Origin of the sequence: Gordonia sp. JH63 (assembly GCF_009856645.1) — a bacterium.
GTDB classification, from domain to species: Bacteria; Actinomycetota; Actinomycetes; order Mycobacteriales; family Mycobacteriaceae; genus Gordonia; species Gordonia hongkongensis.
On sequence record NZ_CP047235.1, the window covers coordinates 4,749,213 to 4,768,349 of the forward strand.

The following is a 19,137-nucleotide window of genomic DNA, read 5'->3' on the forward strand; positions in this document are numbered from 1 at the left end:
GTTGTACCCACCATGAGTGACATCGCCGCGCCTTCGTCCAACACCTTGACCGCCGACGATCTGGACTTTCTCAGCCGCCCACTCCTCGGCTTCTTCTCGACGGCGACCGGCCCGACGCCGCCGCAGCCTCGGCCGGTGTGGTTCGAGGCGACCGCGGACGGCGAGATCCAGCTCTTCACCGGTCCCGATTCGCTGAAGGTGCGTCGCCTCAAGGCAGATCCACGCGCCTCGATCGTGGTCGCGACCCCGGTCGAGGAACGCGAGCGCTGGATCTCCGTTTCCGGCGCCACGCGCATCGAGACCGACGGTGCGGCCGCGCGCGAACTCGCAGCACGACTGGCCGACCGCTACTGGGACCTCGACGATCCCACCCGCGCACAGGATCTCGCGGAGATCCTCGCCGACGACTGGGTGCGGATCGTCATCCGGCCGGACAAGATCCGGCGACTGAGCTTCTGAGCGGGGCCTTCGACTCGGCGACCGCCGGGCCGCGGCTCATCGCAGCTGATCGAGCAACCGCAACCAGACCTCGCTGATGGTCGGGTACGACGGAACCGCATGCCATAGCCGCGAGAGCGGGACCTCGCCGACGATGGCGACCGTCGCCGAATGGACGAGTTCCGCGGTCTGCGGCCCCGCGAAGGTCGCCCCGACGAGGATGTCGCGGCTCGCATCGACGACGAGACAGGCGTGACCCGAGTACTCGGGATCGGTCAGGTAGGACCCCGCCACGGAGATGTCCCCGTCGGCGATCCGTACATCGATGCCGGCGTCCTTCGCCTGCTTCGCGGTCAGCCCGACAGATGCGATCTCCGGCCGGGTGAACACCACCTGCGGCACGGCACCGTGGTCGGAGCTCGCGACGTACCGCGGACCGTCGAGGTCCCGACCCTCCACGCGTGCCGCGATCACGTCCCCGGCCACCCGCGCCTGATACTTGCCCATGTGTGTCAACGCATTACGGCCGTTGACATCTCCCACCGCGTACAGCCACGGGTGGTCGGCCACCGTCAGATGGTCATCGGCGCGCAGCGGGCCGCCCGCCTCGAGTCCCACCGACTCCAGACCGAGATCCCGCGTCGCGGGCGAGCGTCCCGCCGCCACCAGGATCTCGTCGACGACGAGCTCGCCTGCGCCGTCACCGTCGAGCCGGACGGTGACGGGGCCGCCGTGGATGCGTCCGTAGCCGGTGTCGGCGGCGCCGGGCCGGTCGACCGACTCGATCGTCGTCCCGAACCGGATGTCCGCGCCGCGGGCAGTCAGCGAGTCAGCGATCCGCTCTGAGACGAACGACTCCATCTTGGGCAGCAACCGGTCACCGCGGATGGCCATGACGACCTCCGCACCGAGGTCGAGCAACCAGGTCACCGCTTCGCACGCCACGACGCCACCGCCGACGACGAGAATCCGATCCGGCACCTCCACGAGATTCGTCGCGTCGCGGGAGGTCCACGGGTGCGCCTCGGCCAGACCCGGTGTCGGCGGGATCGACGCAGTGCTCCCCGTCGCCACCACGACCGCCTCACGCGCCGTCACCACCGTGTCGCCGACAGTCACCTGCCGCTCACCCGACAACCGCCCATGCCCGCGGATCACCGTCATCCCGGCGCCTTCGGCCCATTTCACCTGCCCGGAGTCGTCGTGGGTCGCCCCGGGCCCGTCCCGTCGGTCGTTCACTGTGTCGCGCCACGCCAGGAGGGCGTCGGCGTCCGGACGATCGCCGCTCACCCGTTCACGCGCACCCGCCAGGGCACGGGCTTCCTCGAGCGCGGACCCCGGACCCAACAACGCCTTGCTCGGCATGCATGCCCAGTACGAGCACTCACCCCCCATGAGCTCGTGCTCGATGACGACAGCAGTTCGATCGCTGCCCCGTATCGCATAGTCGGCGACATTCTCGCCCACCGGACCGCCACCGATTACGACGACGTCGAAGGTTGCATCCATGGGTTCAGCGTAGGTCGGATTCGAAACCGGGTAGGCGAGTGCACAGATTGCCTCGAGGCTCCCACCGGCTCGAGGGACATGATCCACTCTCTCGCAGCGGATTTCAGATTGCAGCGGGCGCCGCATCGAGTCCGGGGCAGTCTGATCCGCTCAGCGGCTCACAATGCCCCCGGACTCGTCGTACCCCCCCGCTCCCCGAGGAGGCCCGAAGCTTGCGGAGGACAGCACCTCCCGCTCCCTGAGGAGGCCCGGAGCTTGCGGAGGACAGCACCTCCCGCTCCCTGAGGAGGCCCGGAGCTTGCGGAGGGCCGTCACGAAGGGTCTCCAGCAGCATCGACCAGCGGTTCTCCGATTTCGCCCACGGCGGAGGCGGCTGACGAATGGACGATCCGGTGACAGGATGGAGCGCGTGACTGCATCGAATACCGACCTCAGCTCCGGACTCGACCTCGAGTGGGTCGACGATTCCGTCCGCGTTCAGGACGACCTGTTCGCTCACGTCAACGGCAAGTGGCTCGAGTCGCACGTCATCCCCGACGACCGTTCCGTCGACGGCGCCTTCCACGTGCTGCGCGACAACTCCGAGGAGAACGTGCGCGACATCATCACCGACTGCGCTTCGTCGAACCCGGAAAGCGGTTCCGACGAGCAGAAGATCGGCGACCTGTACGCGTCGTTCATGGACACCGACCACATCGAGGCCCTCGGGATCGGCCCGATCACCGGCGAACTGGAGAAGATCGCGGCCATCGACTCGCTCGAGGCGCTCGCCCGGCGGATCGGACGGTTGCAGCGCCACGGCACCGGTGGCCTGTTCGGTTACTACGTCGACACGGATGCGAAGCAGTCCGACCGATACCTCGTGCACCTGACGCAGTCCGGTCTCGGACTTCCCGACGAGTCCTACTACCGGGAGGACAAGCACGCCGAGACCAGGACGGCGTATGTCGCGCACGTCGAGCGCATGTTCGCGCTCGCCGGCTTCGACGACGCCGCCGCCCGGGCCGCGACGGTCCTCGACCTCGAGACGGCTATCGCCGCTCAGCACTGGGATGTGGTCCGACGCCGCGATGCCGAGCTCACCTACAACCTCATGTCCCTCGACGAGTTGAGCACCACCGCAGACGGTTTCCCGTTTTCGGAGTGGTTCGGCGGCCTGGGCACGAGCGGTGACGCGACCTTCGCCGAGGTCGTCGTCGCGCAGCCGTCGTTCCTGTCGGGCGTCGCCGGCCTCCTCACGGATCGCCCCCTGGACGAGTGGAAGACCTGGCTGACCTGGCGGCTCGTGCATTCGGCCGCGTCGTACCTGTCCGCACCGTTCGTCGACGAGAACTTCGACTTCTACGGCCGCATCCTGACCGGCGCGGAGGCCAACCGCGACCGGTGGAAGCGGGGCGTCGGGTTCGTCGAGGCCGCGATGGGATTCGCGGTCGGCAAACTCTATGTGGCCAAGCACTTCCCGCCCGAGGCCAAGGCACGGATGGACGAGCTGATCGCCAACCTGGTCGAGGCCTACCGCCGCAACATCTCCGACCTGCCGTGGATGACCCCGGAGACCCGGGAGAAGGCGCTGGTCAAGCTCGGCAAGTTCACCCCCAAGATCGGCTATCCGGCCAAGTGGCGCGACTACAGTTCGTTAAGCGTCGATCGCGGCGACCTCATCGGGAACGTCGCCCGGTCCGCGTCGTTCGAGCAGGACCGCGAGTTCGCCAAGATCGGCTCACCGGTCGACCACGACGAATGGTTCATGACGCCGCAGACGGTCAACGCCTACTACAACCCCGGCATGAACGAGATCGTGTTCCCCGCCGCGATCCTGCAGCCACCGTTCTTCGACCCCGACGCCGACGACGCGGTCAACTACGGCGGCATCGGCGCGGTCATCGGTCACGAGATCGGGCACGGATTCGACGATCAGGGCGCGAAGTACGACGGCGACGGCAACCTCGTCGACTGGTGGACCGACACCGACCGGACCGAGTTCTCCTCGCGGACACGCAAACTCATCGACCAGTACGGTGAGTTCACCCCGACCGGACTCGATCCCGAGCACAAGGTCAACGGCGACTTCACCATCGGTGAGAACATCGGTGACCTCGGCGGGTTGTCGATCGGACTCGTCGCGTACCAGATCGCGAACGAGGCGAGCGGGGCCCAACCGCCGATCATCGACGGCCTGACCGGAACACAGCGCGTGTTCTACAGCTGGGCGCAGATCTGGCGGACCAAGACCCGAGATGCCGAAGCCATCCGACGCCTCTCGATCGACCCGCATTCGCCGCCGGAGTTCCGGTGCAACGGCGTCGTCCGCAACATGGACGCGTTCTACGAGGCCTTCGACGTCAAGCCCGGGGACTCGCTGTACCTGGACCCCGCCGAACGCGTGCGGATCTGGTGAACGACGTGCCCGGCGGACCCGATCCGCGCGACGAGGGTCCGCCGGGTACGGCCGCATCACTGGGTCTGGTGCGGGGACGCGAACTCACGGTCGCTCTGCTGCGACCGATCGGAGCCGCCGTCGTCCTGCTCGCCGGATACTTCCTGCTGCCCATCGACAAAGAGAGCGATCTGAACTATCTCGGGCTCGTCGTCGGGGCCGCGTTGCTGATCGCGTTCTGTGTCTGGGAGGTCCGCAAGTTCGCCGGTTCCGACCGGCCCGTCGCGACCGCGATGGAGATGCTGGTGGCGCTGGCCGGGTTCTACATCGTCGCATTCGCGACGACGTATTTCCTGTTCTCCGAATACGATCCCGGCAGTTTCAACGAGTCGCTCACCCGGGTCGACGCGCTGTACTTCTGCCTCACCGTGTTCACCACGACGGGTTTCGGCGACATCGCGCCGGATTCGCAGGGTGCGCGCGTCGCGGTGTCGATCCAGATGGCGAGCACCCTGCTGCTCCTCGGTCTGGGCGTGCGCTTCCTCAACCTGCTGGTGAACCAGCGACGCCAGGCCACCGGACGGTGACCTGGCGTCGCTACTGGCTCAGTCTCAGTAGTCGTCGTCCCCGTAGACGATCATGCCGCGGATGTTGTTGCCCGCCAGCATGTCGTCGTAGGCCTCGTTGATCTGGTCGAGTCGGTAGGTGTTGGTCACCAGGCCGTCGAGGTTGAGCTTGCCGGCCCGATACTCGTTCAGGAGCGCCGGAACCTGGGTGCGGGGGCTCGCACCGCCGAAGATGGCGCCCTGCACGCGCTTCTGCATGAGGGTGAGATCGAAGAGGTTCATCTGGGCGTCCATGGACGCGAAGTTGCCCATGCCCACGACGACGACCTGTCCCGCCTTGCCGGTGAGAGCCAGAGCCGGGGCGATCATCGACCCGTCGATCTCACCCACCGTGAGGATGGTCGTGTTGGCCATCTTGCCCCAGGTGATGTCACCGATCGCCTCGAGCGCCGCCTCCATCGACGGGAACGTGTGTGTCGCACCCAGCTTTTCGGCCATCTGCAACTTGAACGGCACCGGATCGACGGCGATGACGTTGCGCGCACCGGCCGCCGCGGCACCCTGCACCGAGTTGATACCGACACCACCGATGCCCACGACCACCACGGTGTCACCGGCATGCGTGCCGCCGATCTCGACGGCCGAACCCCAGCCGGTCGCCACACCGCAACCGAGCAGCGCAGCCGTCTGGAGGGGGATGTCGTCCTCGATCTTGACCAGCGACGCCTGATTGACCGTGATGTACGGGGCGAAGGTGCCGAGCATGCACATCTGCACCAGTGGCACCCCGTCGTGGGTGTACGCGCGGTTCGTGTCGTCTGCGATGGACAGGCCGGTCAGGAGCCGCGCGCCCTCGTCGCAGATGTTCTGCTGACCGCGTGAGCACGGCTCGCACGTGCCGCACGCGGGGATGAAGGCGGTGACGACGTGGTCACCCTCCTTGAGGCGGGTGACACCCGGGCCCACCTTGGTGACGATGCCGGCGCCCTCGTGTCCGCCGAGCACCGGCATGGGTGCCGGGCTGTCGCCGGTCCGCAGGTGGTGATCCGAGTGGCACAGACCCGAGCTGACGAGTTTGACCTGGACTTCGCCCGCGACCGGATCGCCGAGTTCGAACTCCTCGATCTTCCACTCTTCGCCCGGATTGCGCAGAACTGCACCTTTGGTCTTCATTCGTGCTCCTCGCTCGTGCTACCCCGAATCGGGGCGTCAGATATCGCCGTCTGCTTATGCGACGTAGATCACATGGTGATCCACCGATGACACCTTCGCAGGCGTTTCACGCAATCCATGGCACAGGATTGGGGGTGACGTTCCAGCCGAGGATTTCGTGGCGGGCGCGACCGCTGTCCCGGCGGCCAGAAACCGCTGCACAGTCGACGGCAAAGGCGCACAGTCGACGAACGAGGCGCACCGTCGACGACGACGGGTCCGAAGCGACGACGGCGCCGGCCGGTCGGCATCACACCGCAAAGTACCTCGGCGACAACAGAGTTGGCCGATCTCATGTCTGCGGATCGAGGAACGGGTTAGCGTCGGGGTATCCCACTTCCGAAGTGTCTGGCTGGTGATCTCATGACTCTCATCGAACACAAAGCGGAGGGCCGGCAGGACTTCTCGTCATTGCGACAAGGCGGTCTCAACTGGGACTCGTTTCCGTTGCGGCTCTTCGTGAAAGGCAATGCCCGGTTCTGGGACCCGGTCGCCATCGACTTCGCGCAGGACGCTCAGGACTGGGCCGAGCTCACCGACGAGCAGCGCCGGAGCGCCACCTATCTGGTGAGTCAGTTCATCGCCGGCGAGGAGGCGGTCACCCAGGACATCCAGCCGTTCATGAAGGCGATGGCGACCGAGGGCCGCTTCGGCGACGAGATGTACCTGTCGCAGTTCTGCTTCGAGGAGGCCAAGCACACCCAGGTGTTCCGGCGATGGATGGACGCCGTCGGCCTCACCGGCGACCTCCAGCACTTCGTCAGCGCGAATCCGTACTACCACCAGCTGTTCTACGAGGAGCTGCCGGCGTCCCTGCACATCCTCGACCACGACCCGTCGCCGCGGAACCAGATCCGCGCCAGCGTCACCTACAACCACGTGATCGAGGGCAGCCTGGCACTCACCGGCTACCACGCGTGGCAGAAGGTCTGCACCCAGCACGGGATCTTCCCCGGGATGCAGAAGCTGATCCGGTTCATCGGCGACGACGAGCGCCGGCACATGGCGTGGGGAACCTTCACGTGCCGCCGGCACGTGGCCGCCGATGACTCGCTCTGGGACGCCGTCGGCGAACGCATGAACGAGCTGCTGCCGCTCGCCCTGGGCATGATCGAGTGGGTCAACCAGCAGTTCGAGGTCCAACCCTTCGGCCTCGACAACGACGAGTTCCTGGCCTATGCCGCCGACCGCGCCCAGCGCCGGCTGTCGGCCATCGAGTCCGCCCGGGGCCGCCCGGTCGCCGAGATCGACCTCGACTACTCCCCCGAGGTCCTCGAAGACCAGTTCGGCGAGGACGACGCCATCCGCCTGCAGATGTGACAGTCCCTCCGCCCACCGCTGGTCGAGCCCCCCACCGCTGGTTGAGCCGGCACCGAGCGCAGCCGCCGGGCCTTGCAAGCGACGAAGGAGCGCGTCGAGGTCGAGGCGCCGAGTCGAAGCCACAAGGCGACCCGCACGCCGGCCGGACCGTCAGCGCAGATCGAGGTCGATGACGTCCCGGCTGCGGGATTCCACGAGCCGTCGGTCGTGGCTCACCAGCAGCAGCCCTGCCCCGTCGGCGACGAGGTCGTCGAGCAGCGCCGTCACCGAGCGCGTCGCCATGGGGTCCAGCATCGCGGTCGGTTCGTCGCACAGCACGATCCGCGGCCCCTGCACCACGAGCCGCCCGATGCATGCCCGCTGCAACTGGCCGTCGCTCACCTGCGCGGGGTAACGGTCGAGCAGCGAACTGTCGAGCCCGACCCGGGTCGCCACCGACTCGATGTCGCAGGTACGTCCGGCAATCGTCGCGGGCTCGGCGACGATCCGGCGCAGCGTCCACCGCGGGTTGGTCACCAGCCGCGGATGTTGGGCGAGCAGGCCGACATCCCCGGGCCGCCGCCGGTCCCCGCACCACTCGACCGATCCCTCGGCTGGTGCGGTGAGCCCGGCGAGGATGCGCAGCAGCGTCGTCTTGCCGCTCCCCGATCGTCCGACGACCCCGGTCACCGCCCCGGGTACGACGGCGACGTCGAGGCCGTCGAACACGACCGTGTCTCCGAAGCGAGCGCTCAACCCCGTGCCGACTAGGAGCTCGCCGGCGATCACGGCGCAGCCTCGAAGAACCCGGCGACATAGGCGTCGTCGGAGTCCGCGATCTGATCGAGCCTGCGCTGGTCGACGATCCGCCCCGCGCGCATGACGGCCACCGAATCGCACCCGAGCCGCATCGTCTCGACGTCGTGTGTGATGACCAGGACCGCAGCGCCTTCCCGAGCGGCGGAGGCGAGGAGTTCCCAGACGGAGGCGGCGAGCTGCGAGTCGAGCGCCGAGGTCGGCTCGTCGGCGACGATCATGTCCGGGTTCCCGGCCAGGGCCGCGGCGATCGCGGCGCGCTGCGCCATCCCGCCGGACAGTTCGTGGGGATACGCCCGGAGCGCATCGGGGTCGAGGTGCACGCGCCGACACAACTCGACAGCATCGGATGTGCCGCTCAAGTGTGCGATGACCTCGTCGAGCTGGGCGCCGATCGTGCGCACCGGGGTGAAGGACGTGGCCGCGGACTGCGAGACGAACCCGATGCGATGTCCGCGCAGTCTCCGCCAGCGCGGATCGTCGACCAGCGCATCGTCGCGGAACTGCTCGTCGTCGATCCGCAGACTTCCGCTCGCGGTCGACCCGGGAGGCAGGAGTCCGGTCAGCACGGAGGCGATCATCGATTTTCCGCAACCGGACTCGCCCACGAGCGCGGTCATCGATCCGGCGGGTACTTCGAGGGTCACCGCGTCGAGGACCCGCACCGACGACCGGCGCCAGCGGTCACAAGTGGCGATGTCGACGGTGACGTTCTCGACCGCGATACCCCTGAGGCCGATACTCATCGCCACACCCCACTCGCGGGCGGCAGGGTGGCCCGGCGCAGAGTCGACGCCGCGGCCGCACACGCCAGCGCGGTGACCATCAGTGCGACTCCTGGCACCACCAGCGTCCACCACGCACCGGTCAGGACGTCGCCGCGTGCCTGTCCGAGAAGGGTGCCCAGACTCGCGGCATCGGGGGAGAGGCCGACGCCCAGGAACGACAGGGTCGTCTCATGCCACACCGCGTGCGGCAGCAGCACGGTCATCGCCACCAGCACCTGACCGCTGACGGCCGGGAGGAGGTGCCGGGTGGCCACGAATGTCCGCGACGCCCCGGCAAGCCGCGACGCCTCCACCCATCCGGCAGAGGTGACCTCAAGCAGTTCGGCCCGCACGACGCGAGCCACCGCAGGCCAATGCGTCAACGCGATGGAGGCGATGATCGCGACCGGCTCACCCCGCCACATCGCCGCGATGACCACGCCCACCACGAGGTGCGGAAGTGCGTTGACGCCGTCGACGACCCGCATCACGATCGCGTCGACCCAACCGCCCGCGGTGACCGAACCAATGCCGATCATCAGTCCGAGCGCAGTCGCGAGAACCGCGCAGGCAGCTGCGATCAGCAACGAGATGCGCAGCCCCTCCGCTGTTCTGACCCCGAGGTCGTACCCCGAGTGGTCGGTGCCGAGCAGCGACTCGCCACCGGGAGCCTGGAGGGACCTCGCGAAATCGGCGGTCTGTTCACCGGCGATCAGCGGCCAGCCGACTGCGACGAGGACCATCACCGCGATCACGATCCAGGGGGCGAGGAACCGTAGTCGGAACGCGAACTCGGCGCGGCGGCTCGATGCGGAAGGCTGATGCGCCGCCAGTGCCGTCATGCGACCATGCCGATCCGCGGGTCCACCCACACCGCGGCCGCATCGGAGAGTGCGGAGCCGAGCAGTACGAGCAGAGCTGATCCCACCGCCAACGCGGCGAGTAACGAGAAATCGAGCGCGACAGCGGAATCCACGAGTGACTGCGCCAGACCCGGCCAGCCGAACACCGTTTCGACGATGGCCGCCCCGGCGATCAATTCCGGCAGGCGAGTGCCGAGGAGTGCCAGCGTCGGCAGCACCGACACCGGGACAACGTGGCCTCGCAACAGTGCCCAGCCACTGACACCGCGCGCGCGAGCACCGTGCACGGCGTCGGATGCCGCCGCGTCGACGACCGCGGATCTCATGGTGAGCAGCAACCACGGGATCATCGACAACGTCAGCGCGACGTACGGCAGGACCGCGTGGGTCAGCAGGCCGTCGAGCGAATAGTCGTCGCCGGGACGACGGGCACCCGAGGTGGGCAACCACCCCAGACCGACCGCGAACACGCTGACCAGGACGAGCGACACCACGAAGGGCGGGGTCGCGGCGAGGAGTGCGGCCGTTGCCGTGCACGCGCGATCGAGGATTCCGCCCCGGCGCATCCCGATGACAGCCCCGCCCAGGACAGCGATCACCGCCGCCGACACGAGCGCCGCGAGTGACATCCCGAGCGTGAACGGCCAGCGCTCGGCGATGACGTCGGCGACAGGTTGACCTCGTGTCGACGACCAGCCCAGATCGCCGTGCAGCAGTGCGCCCCACCAGTTCCACCACGCCTGCAGCCAGTGCTGGTCGAGGTCGTAGGCGGCCGTGACCGCGTCGCGCTGAGACTGGGTAGCGGACTGGTAGTTGTCACCGAGATGGGCGGTCAGGGGGTCGAAGGGCGACGCCGCGGCGATGGCGAAGATGCCCAGCGACACCAGAATTGCGGTGGGAACCATCAGCGCGACACGACGCGCCAGCAGCCGGCCGACAGCCCGCACCCGCGAGCGGCGACGCGATGGCCTCTCGCCCAGCGGTTTCCCGGGTGTCTTCGCCACATCCGGGCGTCGGGCTCCGGCCGCTGCGGTTACACCCGTCCCCAGCAGCGCCGCATCCCGTGTGCCTGACCGTGTCATGAGGTTCCGCTCGGGCGGGGCCCACCCGACGGGGTCACCCCTGCTGACGCCACGACGGCATGTTCCACCACGGCCCCCACGAGACGCCGTGCGAGTGCGGTTCGAGAATCGGGGCGTCATGCTGCCAGCCCGCGCTTCGCGATGCGTACGTGTGGTGCAGGAAGGCCAGGAAGACATACGACGGCTGCTGCTCGTAGATCTGCTGGATCCGCTTGTACCGGGCATCGTTCTCGGGGCCGGGCGCACTCTCGCGTGCCTCGTCGAGCAGCGCGTCGAGTCCAGGCGCGGTGAAGTTGCCCGGGTTGGAGTACGGCGAGGAATCGGGCACGCGGGTGTGCAGGGTGTCGTACACCTGGGAGTCGATGCTGTACGGCGTCGCCCCGCCACCGAGCAACACACCGGCGGAGGTCATCTTCGTCTCGATCTCGTCCCACGACGTTCCCCGGGTCAGGACTTCGACCCCGATGGCCTTCATCTGCGCCGCGAACGCCACCGCGAGGTCGCGCCGCAGCGTGTCCTCGGCGTTGTAGAGCAGCGGGAACGACGCACGATCGGCGCCTCGAGCGCGGACGCCGTCGTCGCCGATGCGCCATCCCGCGGCATCGAGGGCCGCCGCAGCCGCGTCGGTGTCGAACGGGAACTGCGCGCCCTGGTCGTAGACCTCCTCACCGTAGACCGACGCGATCGGCGTGCTGGCCGCTTCTCCTTTGCCGATCAGGACGTCGTCGACGACGGCGCGCCGGTCCACACCCAGGTTCATCGCCCGTCGTGCGGCGGGGTCGGCGGTGAACGCGTTGGCGCTGGGCAACGAGACACCGCGCCAGTCAGCGGATTTCACCGCGACGACGTCGATACCATCGCGGCCGGCCAGGCTCTCGGCCGCTCGGGGTGGCAGATTGGCGCCGTCGATCTCGCCGGTGGTGATGCGCTGTGCCCGTGTGTTGTCATCGGGCACATGGGAATACACCAGGCGTGTCACCGACGGCTGCTCACCCCAGTAGCCCTCACGCGCCACAAGGACGGCCTGATCGGGTTCGAGCGAGTCCAGTACGTAGGCGCCCGTACCGACCGGTGCCGTGTTCAGCGCCCACTCGGCGGCAGGCTTCGCTTCCACCTTCTCCGAGGGCACGATCCCGAGGAGCAGATACGGCGACGGGTCGGCCTCGGTGTTCATCCGCACCGTGACGGCCTGCGGCCCATCTGCTTCGATCGCGACGATCGGGGCGAAATCGGTCGAGATGTCGGACGCGACCTGCGGATCGACGACCGCGCCGTACGTCGCCACGACGTCGGCGGAGTCGAACGCGGTGCCATCGGAGAACGTCACACCCGATCGCAGCGGTACCCGCCAGGTGCGCGGCCCGACTCGTTCGGGCTCCGACTCGGCGAGCGATGCCACAAGATCGGGCACCCGGTCGTCACCGTCGGCCGCCGGGCTCAGCAAACCGTCGTAGATCGGCGAGACGCCGAGTTGTCCATACCCGAGCATGGGGTTGAAGTCGCCGAGGTCCTGACCTTCGCCGAGGACGATCTGATCTGTCGCCGTTGTCCCATCCGACGAGGAACAGCCGGCGAGCGCGGCGGTCGCGATCAGCGCGGCCGCGCCTGCGATGGCGATCCCGCGGATCGTCGACGTCGTTCTCCCAACACCTGTGCGCACAGACATATGTTCTCTCAGACACACGTTTGCCGCCACCCGACAGGGCGGTGAACGATCGGCGTACAACTATTGCTATGTCGCCGGAACCATCAGGAGGCCCGATGACCGATTTCGACGCGGATTCCTGGGCCGCGCGGTTCATGCTGCTCAGCGACCCGAACCGGCTCCGTCTCGTCGCCGAGATGCACGCGCGCCCGGGTTCCACGGTCGCCGAACTGGCCTCCCGCATCGGCGTCACCGAGAACGCCGCGTCGCAGTCGATCCGCAAGCTGCGCGACCAGGGGTGGGTCCGCTCGGAGAAATCCGGACGGGCGGTCCACTACGAGGTCGTCGGCGACGCGATCGTGCACCGCATCCTGCACGACATCATCGGGGTCGGGCATCTGACCTCAGCGGATCGGCCGGATCACGCCCACCCGGTGACAACGGATTAGAACACGTTCTAGTCTGGTCGACGTGGATGTCACCTTCGATGCGACCAAACGGGAACTGACGACCGACCAGGGCACGCTGCGCTATCACGAGGCCGGTGACGCCGACGCGCCGCCGTTGATCCTGTTGCACGGGTCCGGCCCCGGCGTGACCGGCTGGCGCAACTACCGCGGGAACCTCGGACACTTCGCACAGACGCACCATTGTTTCGTTCTCGAGTTCCCCGGCTTCGGCGTCAGCGACGCCGTCGAAGGCCACCCGGTGCTGACCGCCGGCGGTTCGGTCATCCGGTTCATGGACGCGCTCGGCATCGACAAGGCCGCGATGATCGGCAACTCGATGGGCGGCGTCGTCGGCGTCAACCTGGCGATCAAGAAGCCCGAGCGCGTCGAGAAGCTCGTGACCATCGGCGGCGTCGGCCCGAATGTGTTCAGCCCCAGCCCCAGTGAGGGCCTCCGACTCCTGCAGGAGTTCACCGACGCCCCGGACAAGGACAAGCTCGTCCGCTGGCTCACCTCGATGGTCTTCGACCGCGCCCTGGTCACCGAGGAACTGATCGCCGAGCGCTGGGAGGCCGCCATCAATCCCGACGCGCAGAAGACGGCGCAGATGATGTACGGCTCGGCCGCATTCGAGATGCAGCAGCAGTTCATGGCCGCGTCCGACAACCCGCCGTACTGGGCGTCGATGCACAAGGTCGCCTGCCCGACGCTGCTGACCTGGGGCCGCGACGACCGTGTCAGCCCACCCGACATGGCGATGGTCCCGATGCGCCTGATCCCCGACGCCGAACTGCACGTCTTCCCGAGATGCGGACACTGGGTGATGATCGAGGCGAAGGCCGCCTTCGAGGCGACGGTGGGAGCCTTCCTCGCCCGATGACCGCTTGTGGTCGAGTCGCGCCGCCGGGCGTCGTCACCCCCGCGACCACAACAGGTACCCGACCGCAATGGCGAACACGCCAGGACCCAGACACACCAGGTGATCGCGGGTCACTGCCTCGTCGAGGTCGGCTTCGGAGAAACCGGCACGCACGGCGTGCTCGCGCAGGATGAGGCCGGAACGATCGGTGGGTATCGGGATCACGAACAGTTGGACGTGCCTCGGCGCCCATCGGTTCCATCGGGATTCGTGACGGCCGACATTCCGTTGCATCCGGGCGCGTGACGACCTACCCAGGGGCCGACGCCGAGGATGCGCCCCGAGTAAGCGGTCGGGCCCGCGACCGGCAGACTTCAACTCGACCGACAGACTTCAATCGAGTCTGGACGTCGAGTTGAGGTCTGTCGGTCACGGACGGAGCAGGTGCGGCGCGGTCCCTCCGCTCCCTGAGGAGCGCCCGGAGCTTGCGGAGGGCGCATCACGAAGGGTCACCCCCGCACTCGCCGTTATTCCGTTGCGCCCCAGCGCACGACGCTGGCATAGTTCCCGTTCGGCACGAGGACCAGCAGACCGGAGCGGGGTACCGCAAAGTGTTTCTGCGCGTCGGAATCCTCGTCCGCCTTCAGATGGCAAGGGATACATCCCGAGCAGGTTCGAGTCCTGACACGGCACCGCTCCCGGGAGCACGGGCCGGGCCGGTCTTGTGGTCGTCGTCCGAGTCGTCCGCGACTCCGCGGCGAACCCCACCGGCTGGTCCACCCGCGAGCGGTGTCGCCATCCGAACCCACACCCGACCCGACAAGCATTGCGACGCAACGGAAGGAGGATCGCCATGCTGTTCCACAACCGAATCACTGTCTCGCCAGGTCACACCGTGCTGGCCTACCGGGGTACTGCCGTCCAGGCACTGCCCGCCGGCCGCCACCGTGTGCGCAAGCCTGACGCCACGTTCGACGTCGACCTGCGCGAGCGACTGATCCCCGTCGCGCCGCAGGAGATACTCACCGCCGACTCCATGTCGGTCCGTGTCTCGATGACGTTGCGCGCCTGCGTGATCGACGCGGTAGCCTTCGTCGAGCGGTCTGCCGACCCGATCGGCGCGGTCTACCTGGCCGCGCAGGTCGCGCTGCGCGAGGTCTGCGCCGGCGTGGGTTCGGACGACCTCATCCGTCGCGGCGACACCGTCGACGTCACGCCGATCCGCGCCGCGGCTGCCGAGGTAGCCGGCACCGTAGGTCTGGAGGTTCTCGAGGTCGTCTGTCACGACGTCATCGTCCCGGCCGAGGTCCGCACCGCGGCCCTCGAGGTGATCACGGCGAAGACCCGCGGTCAGGCCAAGCTCGAGGCGGCACGCGCGGAGACCGCCGCGCTGCGCGCGCTGGCCAACGCGGGCCGGTTGCTCGATGCCCACCCGGCACTGGCCCAGCTGCGCCTCGTCGAGTCGGTGCCGTATGGCGCCCGCGTCGTCCTCAGCGTCGGCGGTGCCGAGGTGGCGACCGAGGACTGAGCCTTCCCGCGGTCCCGTCTCCGTCCCGCTGATCGGATCAGATCAGCGGGATGGAAATGGCCACGCGGGAACGGTTTTGGCACAACAAAGCCCCGGCCGGAACGAATCCGGCCGGGGCCCTTGTTGTCTGCTGGTCACCCAGCGAAATCCCTACTTCGCAGCGAGGTTTTCGTTGGTCAGCTTGGTGACACCCTGCTCGGCCTTCTCGACCAGCGAGGCCGGCGGCTCGAAGTGCTTGCCGTACTTGCCCGCGAGTTCCTTGGCACGCGCGACGAAGCCGGGCACGCCACCCTCGTAACCGTTGATGTACTGGATGACACCACCGGTCCAGGCGGGGAAGCCGATGCCGAAGATAGAACCGATGTTGGCGTCCTCGACCGAGGTGAGCACACCTTCGTCGAAACACTTGACGGTCTCGAGGGACTCGGCGAAGAGCATGCGCTCCTTCATGTCCTCGAGCGGGATCTCCGTGGTGCCCGACTTGAAGTGCTCACGCAGACCCGGCCAGAGCTGGGTGCGCTTGCCGTTCTCGTCGTAGTCGTAGAAGCCCTTGCCGTCCTTCTTGGCGGTGCGGCCGTTCTCGACCATCCAGTCGACGACCGCGTTCGAGCCGTGCTGCGGAAGTTCCTTGCCCTCGGCCTTGGCCGCTGCCTCGGTCTCCTTGCGGATCTTCTGCGGCAGGGTCAGGGTCAGCTCGTCCATGAGCTGCAGCGGCGCGGCCGGGTAGCCGGCCTGGGTGCCCGCATGCTCGATGAACGCCGGCTCGACGCCCTCGCCGACGGCCGCGATGGCCTCGTTGACGAAGGTGCCGATGACGCGGCTGGTGAAGAAGCCACGGCTGTCGTTGACGACGATCGGGGTCTTGCGGATCGCCAGCGTGTAGTCGATGACCTTGGCCAGCACGGCATCCGAGGTCTTCTCACCCTTGATGATCTCGACCAGCGGCATCTTGTCGACCGGCGAGAAGAAGTGGATTCCGATGAAGTCCTCGGAACGCTTCACACCCTCGGCGAGGATGGTGATCGGCAGCGTCGAGGTGTTGGAACCCAGGACGGCGTCGGGCTCGACGATGTCCTCGATCTCCTGGAACACCTTGTGCTTGACCTCGACCGACTCGAAGGCGGCCTCGATGACGAGGTCGACGCCCTTGAAGTCGGCGGCGTCGACGGTCGGGTGGATACGGGCGAGCAGCGCGTCGCTCTTCTCCTGGGTGGTCTTGCCCTTGGCGAGAGCCTTCTCCTCGAGCTTCTCCGAGTAGCCCTTGCCACGCTTGGCGGCGTCGAGGTCGATGTCCTTGAGGACGACCTCGATGCCGGCCTTCGCCGACACGTAAGCGATTGCCGCGCCCATCATTCCGGCGCCGATGACGCCGACCTTCTTGGCGGTGAACTTGTCGTAACCCTCGGGGCGCGAGCCGCCGCCGTTGATGTGCTGCAGGTCGAAGAAGAACGCCTTGATCATGTTCTGCGCGACCTGGCCGGTGACCAGCGAGACGAAGTAGCGGGTCTCGATGATGTCGGCGGTGTCGACGTCGACGTAGGCGCCCTCGACCGCGGCGGCCAGGATGGCGCGCGGAGCCGGCATGTTGGCGCCCTTGATCTGCTTGCGCAGCAATGCCGGCAGAGCCGGGAGGTTCGCGGCGAACGCCGGGTTGGTGGGGGCACCGCCCGGGATCTTGTAACCCTTGACGTCGAACGGCTGCTGAGCCTCGGGGTTCTCCTTGATCCATGCCTTCGCGGCGGGGATCAGTTCCTCGATGGAGCCGACGACCTCGTTGACCAGGCCGGTCTCCTTGGCCTTGGTCGGGTTGAAGCGCTGGCCCTGGAGCAGGACACCCATGAGGGCGTTCTGGATACCGAGCAGACGGACGGTACGCACGACGCCACCGCCGCCGGGCAGCAGGCCGAGGGTCGCCTCGGGCAGGCCGATCTGAACACCCTTGACGTCCGCGGCGATGCGGTAGTGGGTGTGCAGCGCGATCTCCAGGCCGCCGCCGAGCGCGGCACCGTTGATGGCCGCGACGACCGGCTTGCCCAGGGTCTCGAGACGACGCAGCACCTTCTTCATGGCGTTGGTGGTCTCGGTGATCTGCGTGGCGATCTCCTCCTTGGAGACACCGCTGCGATCGCTCGTCATGTCCTTGAGGTCGCCGCCGGCGAAGAAGGTCTTCTTCGCGGAGGTGAGGACGACACCGGTGATGTCGTCCTTCTCGGCCTCCAGGCGATCGACGGTCGCGGCCATCGACTCCTGGTAGAGCGCGTTCATCGTGTTGGCGCCCTGGTTGGGGTCGTCCATGGTCAGGATGACGACGCCGTCGGCGTCCTTCTCCCAGTTGATCATGTTGTCACTCATGGTGATTCGCAGAGTTCTTTCTCGTGAAGTGGTGGTCGCCGGGAGAGTCAGAGACGCTCGATGACGGTCGCGACGCCCATGCCGCCACCGATGCAGAGGGTGATCAGGCCGTAGCGGCCGCCGGTGCGCTCGAGCTCGTCGAGGCAGGTGCCGTAGATCATCGCGCCGGTTGCACCGAGCGGGTGACCCATGGCGATCGCGCCACCGTTCACGTTGACCTTCTCGTGCGGGATCTTCAGATCCTTCATCCACTTCATGACGACCGAGGCGAAGGCCTCGTTCAGCTCGAACACGTCGATGTCGTCGACGGTCAGGCCGGCCTTCTTCAGCGCCAGCTCGGTGGCCGGAGTCGGGCCGGTGAGCATGATGGTGGGCTCGCTGCCGATCTCGGCGAAGGACACGACGCGGGCGCGCGGGGTCAGGCCGTTGCGCTTGCCCGCCTCCTCGCTGCCGACGAGCACGAGGCCCGAACCGTCGACGATGCCGGAGCTGTTGCCACCGGTGTGGACGTGGTTGATCTTCTCGACGCTCGGGTACTTCTGCAGCGCGACGTCGTCGAAGCCGGCCATGTCGGCGAGAGCTGCGAAGGCGGCCTTCAGCTTGCCGAGGCTCTCGACGGTCGAGCCGGGACGACGGTGCTCGTCGTGATCGAGGACGGTGACGCCGTTGATGTCCTTGACCGGAACCACGGACTTGGTGAAGTAGCCGCTGTTCCATGCCTTTTCGGCACGAGCCTGCGACTCGGCCGCGTAGGCGTCGACATCCTCGCGCGAGAAGCCCTCGATGGTGGCGATCAGGTCGGCACCGATACCCTGCGGGACGATGTAGTGGTCGTATGCAGTGGCCGGGTCGGTGAACAGCGCACCGCCGTCGCTGCCCATCGGGACGCGCGACATCGACTCGACGCCACCGGCGAGAACCAGGTCGTCGAAGCCGGAGGCGACCTTGGCCGAGGCCAGGTTGACGGCCTCCAGACCCGAGGCGCAGAAGCGGTTGATCTGGGTTCCCGGGACGGTCTCGGGGAGACCGCTGTTGAGGGCGGCGGTGCGCGAGATGACCGCGCCCTGCTCGCCGACCGGGGAGACGACACCGAGGATGACGTCGTTGACGTCGGCCGGATCGAGGCCGCCGTGACGCGACAGGACCTCGTTGATGAGACCGGAGACCAGGTCGACCGGCTTCACGCTGTGCAGCGAACCGCCGCGCTGCTTGCCACGAGGCGTACGGATCGCCTCGTAGATGAATGCTTGATCAGGCACGAAAGTGTTCCTTTCACACGAACCACTGGTTGGTTACCCACCGAGGCTAACGCGGAATAACTAGTTTGGCTATACCCGGTGGTCAAGAGGTCTGGCGTTCTGTCGAATGTGCGCTA

General features: G+C 67.5%; 17 protein-coding genes. 8 read left to right on the forward strand and 9 right to left on the reverse strand.

Going from position 1 to position 19,137, the window contains the following annotated elements; genetic code table 11:
- Positions 1 to 12 precede the first annotated feature (12 nt).
- The gene (locus GR168_RS21035; protein WP_058252251.1) at positions 13 to 459 is read left to right on the forward strand and encodes a pyridoxamine 5'-phosphate oxidase family protein; all 447 of its coding nucleotides are present in this window, start codon (positions 13 to 15) and stop codon (positions 457 to 459) included.
- A 36-nt stretch (positions 460 to 495) separates the two neighbouring features.
- On the opposite strand, the gene GR168_RS21040 is transcribed toward GR168_RS21035, so the two are convergent.
- Positions 496 to 1,947 carry an NAD(P)/FAD-dependent oxidoreductase gene (locus GR168_RS21040; protein WP_159371616.1) on the reverse strand — a complete coding sequence of 484 codons (1,452 nt, stop codon included), beginning with the start codon at positions 1,945 to 1,947 and terminating at the stop codon, positions 496 to 498.
- A gap of 400 nt (positions 1,948 to 2,347) precedes the next feature.
- On the opposite strand from GR168_RS21040, the gene GR168_RS21045 reads away from it, so the two are divergent.
- Together GR168_RS21045 and GR168_RS21050 are read left to right on the forward strand one after the other, a co-directional pair.
- Positions 2,348 to 4,345 carry a M13 family metallopeptidase gene (locus GR168_RS21045; protein WP_058252253.1) on the forward strand — a complete coding sequence of 666 codons (1,998 nt, stop codon included), beginning with the start codon at positions 2,348 to 2,350 and terminating at the stop codon, positions 4,343 to 4,345.
- Entirely contained in the window at positions 4,342 to 4,911 is a 570-nt protein-coding gene (locus GR168_RS21050; RefSeq protein WP_058252254.1) for a potassium channel family protein, read from the forward strand. The genes GR168_RS21045 and GR168_RS21050 overlap by 4 nt, the downstream gene beginning before the upstream one ends.
- Positions 4,912 to 4,935: 24 nt before the next feature.
- On the opposite strand, the gene GR168_RS21055 is transcribed toward GR168_RS21050, so the two are convergent.
- A complete protein-coding gene (locus GR168_RS21055) occupies positions 4,936 to 6,063 on the reverse strand; it encodes an NDMA-dependent alcohol dehydrogenase (protein WP_058252255.1) in 1,128 nt (375 codons plus the stop codon).
- Positions 6,064 to 6,465: 402 nt separating this feature from the next.
- Between GR168_RS21055 and GR168_RS21060 the strand changes: the two genes are divergently transcribed.
- Positions 6,466 to 7,422, forward strand: a complete 957-nt coding sequence (locus GR168_RS21060) for a R2-like ligand-binding oxidase (RefSeq protein ID WP_159371617.1) — start codon at positions 6,466 to 6,468, stop codon at positions 7,420 to 7,422.
- Between the two features lie 150 nt (positions 7,423 to 7,572).
- Here GR168_RS21060 and GR168_RS21065 read toward each other — a convergent pair whose 3' ends face one another.
- From GR168_RS21065 to GR168_RS21085, 5 genes are all read right to left on the reverse strand, one after another.
- Complete coding sequence (locus GR168_RS21065) at positions 7,573 to 8,190, reverse strand: ATP-binding cassette domain-containing protein (protein WP_159371618.1); 618 nt, start codon at positions 8,188 to 8,190, stop codon at positions 7,573 to 7,575.
- Entirely contained in the window at positions 8,187 to 8,963 is a 777-nt protein-coding gene (locus tag GR168_RS21070) for an ATP-binding cassette domain-containing protein (protein ID WP_159371619.1), read from the reverse strand. The genes GR168_RS21065 and GR168_RS21070 overlap by 4 nt, the downstream gene beginning before the upstream one ends.
- Positions 8,960 to 9,727 (reverse strand): ABC transporter permease, encoded by a 768-nt coding sequence (locus GR168_RS21075; RefSeq protein ID WP_238995107.1) that lies wholly within the window; start codon positions 9,725 to 9,727, stop codon positions 8,960 to 8,962. The genes GR168_RS21070 and GR168_RS21075 overlap by 4 nt, the downstream gene beginning before the upstream one ends.
- A gap of 95 nt (positions 9,728 to 9,822) precedes the next feature.
- Complete coding sequence (locus GR168_RS21080; protein ID WP_238994961.1) at positions 9,823 to 10,752, reverse strand: ABC transporter permease; 930 nt, start codon at positions 10,750 to 10,752, stop codon at positions 9,823 to 9,825.
- Positions 10,753 to 10,963: 211 nt separating this feature from the next.
- A complete protein-coding gene (locus GR168_RS21085) occupies positions 10,964 to 12,595 on the reverse strand; it encodes an ABC transporter substrate-binding protein (protein WP_082652944.1) in 1,632 nt (543 codons plus the stop codon).
- A 95-nt stretch (positions 12,596 to 12,690) separates the two neighbouring features.
- Here GR168_RS21085 and GR168_RS21090 point away from each other — a divergent pair, with 95 nt between their 5' ends.
- The 4 genes from GR168_RS21090 to GR168_RS21105 all read left to right on the forward strand — a co-directional run bounded on the left by GR168_RS21090 (position 12,691) and on the right by GR168_RS21105 (position 15,410).
- The gene (locus tag GR168_RS21090; RefSeq protein WP_058252260.1) at positions 12,691 to 13,023 is read left to right on the forward strand and encodes a metalloregulator ArsR/SmtB family transcription factor; all 333 of its coding nucleotides are present in this window, start codon (positions 12,691 to 12,693) and stop codon (positions 13,021 to 13,023) included.
- Positions 13,024 to 13,045: 22 nt separating this feature from the next.
- Positions 13,046 to 13,903 (forward strand): alpha/beta fold hydrolase, encoded by an 858-nt coding sequence (locus tag GR168_RS21095; RefSeq protein WP_159371622.1) that lies wholly within the window; start codon positions 13,046 to 13,048, stop codon positions 13,901 to 13,903.
- 99 nt (positions 13,904 to 14,002) lie between these two features.
- On the forward strand, positions 14,003 to 14,188 hold the full coding sequence (locus tag GR168_RS21100) for a hypothetical protein (RefSeq protein ID WP_159371623.1): 186 nt from the start codon (positions 14,003 to 14,005) through the stop codon (positions 14,186 to 14,188).
- Between the two features lie 547 nt (positions 14,189 to 14,735).
- A complete protein-coding gene (locus GR168_RS21105) occupies positions 14,736 to 15,410 on the forward strand; it encodes a slipin family protein (RefSeq protein WP_159371624.1) in 675 nt (224 codons plus the stop codon).
- Positions 15,411 to 15,560: 150 nt separating this feature from the next.
- Here the strand turns inward: GR168_RS21105 and GR168_RS21110 are convergent, their stop codons facing one another.
- A complete protein-coding gene (locus GR168_RS21110; protein ID WP_159371625.1) occupies positions 15,561 to 17,762 on the reverse strand; it encodes a 3-hydroxyacyl-CoA dehydrogenase NAD-binding domain-containing protein in 2,202 nt (733 codons plus the stop codon).
- Positions 17,763 to 17,809: 47 nt separating this feature from the next.
- Positions 17,810 to 19,021, reverse strand: a complete 1,212-nt coding sequence (locus GR168_RS21115) for an acetyl-CoA C-acetyltransferase (RefSeq protein ID WP_058252264.1) — start codon at positions 19,019 to 19,021, stop codon at positions 17,810 to 17,812.
- Positions 19,022 to 19,137 lie beyond the last annotated feature (116 nt).

Coding starts and splice junctions, on each gene's coding strand:
- GR168_RS21040 (WP_159371616.1), bottom strand. CDS start 1,947: ATGGATGCAACCTTCGACGTCGTCGTAATCGGTGGCGGTCCGGTGGGC.
- GR168_RS21080 (WP_238994961.1), bottom strand. CDS start 10,752: ATGGTTCCCACCGCAATTCTGGTGTCGCTGGGCATCTTCGCCATCGCC.
- GR168_RS21035 (WP_058252251.1), top strand. CDS start 13: ATGAGTGACATCGCCGCGCCTTCGTCCAACACCTTGACCGCCGACGAT.
- GR168_RS21110 (WP_159371625.1), bottom strand. CDS start 17,762: ATGAGTGACAACATGATCAACTGGGAGAAGGACGCCGACGGCGTCGTC.
- GR168_RS21045 (WP_058252253.1), top strand. CDS start 2,348: ATGGAGCGCGTGACTGCATCGAATACCGACCTCAGCTCCGGACTCGAC.
- GR168_RS21075 (WP_238995107.1), bottom strand. CDS start 9,727: ATGGTCCTCGTCGCAGTCGGCTGGCCGCTGATCGCCGGTGAACAGACC.
- GR168_RS21055 (WP_058252255.1), bottom strand. CDS start 6,063: ATGAAGACCAAAGGTGCAGTTCTGCGCAATCCGGGCGAAGAGTGGAAG.
- GR168_RS21085 (WP_082652944.1), bottom strand. CDS start 12,595: ATGTCTGTGCGCACAGGTGTTGGGAGAACGACGTCGACGATCCGCGGG.
- GR168_RS21070 (WP_159371619.1), bottom strand. CDS start 8,963: ATGAGTATCGGCCTCAGGGGTATCGCGGTCGAGAACGTCACCGTCGAC.
- GR168_RS21060 (WP_159371617.1), top strand. CDS start 6,466: ATGACTCTCATCGAACACAAAGCGGAGGGCCGGCAGGACTTCTCGTCA.
- GR168_RS21105 (WP_159371624.1), top strand. CDS start 14,736: ATGCTGTTCCACAACCGAATCACTGTCTCGCCAGGTCACACCGTGCTG.
- GR168_RS21090 (WP_058252260.1), top strand. CDS start 12,691: ATGACCGATTTCGACGCGGATTCCTGGGCCGCGCGGTTCATGCTGCTC.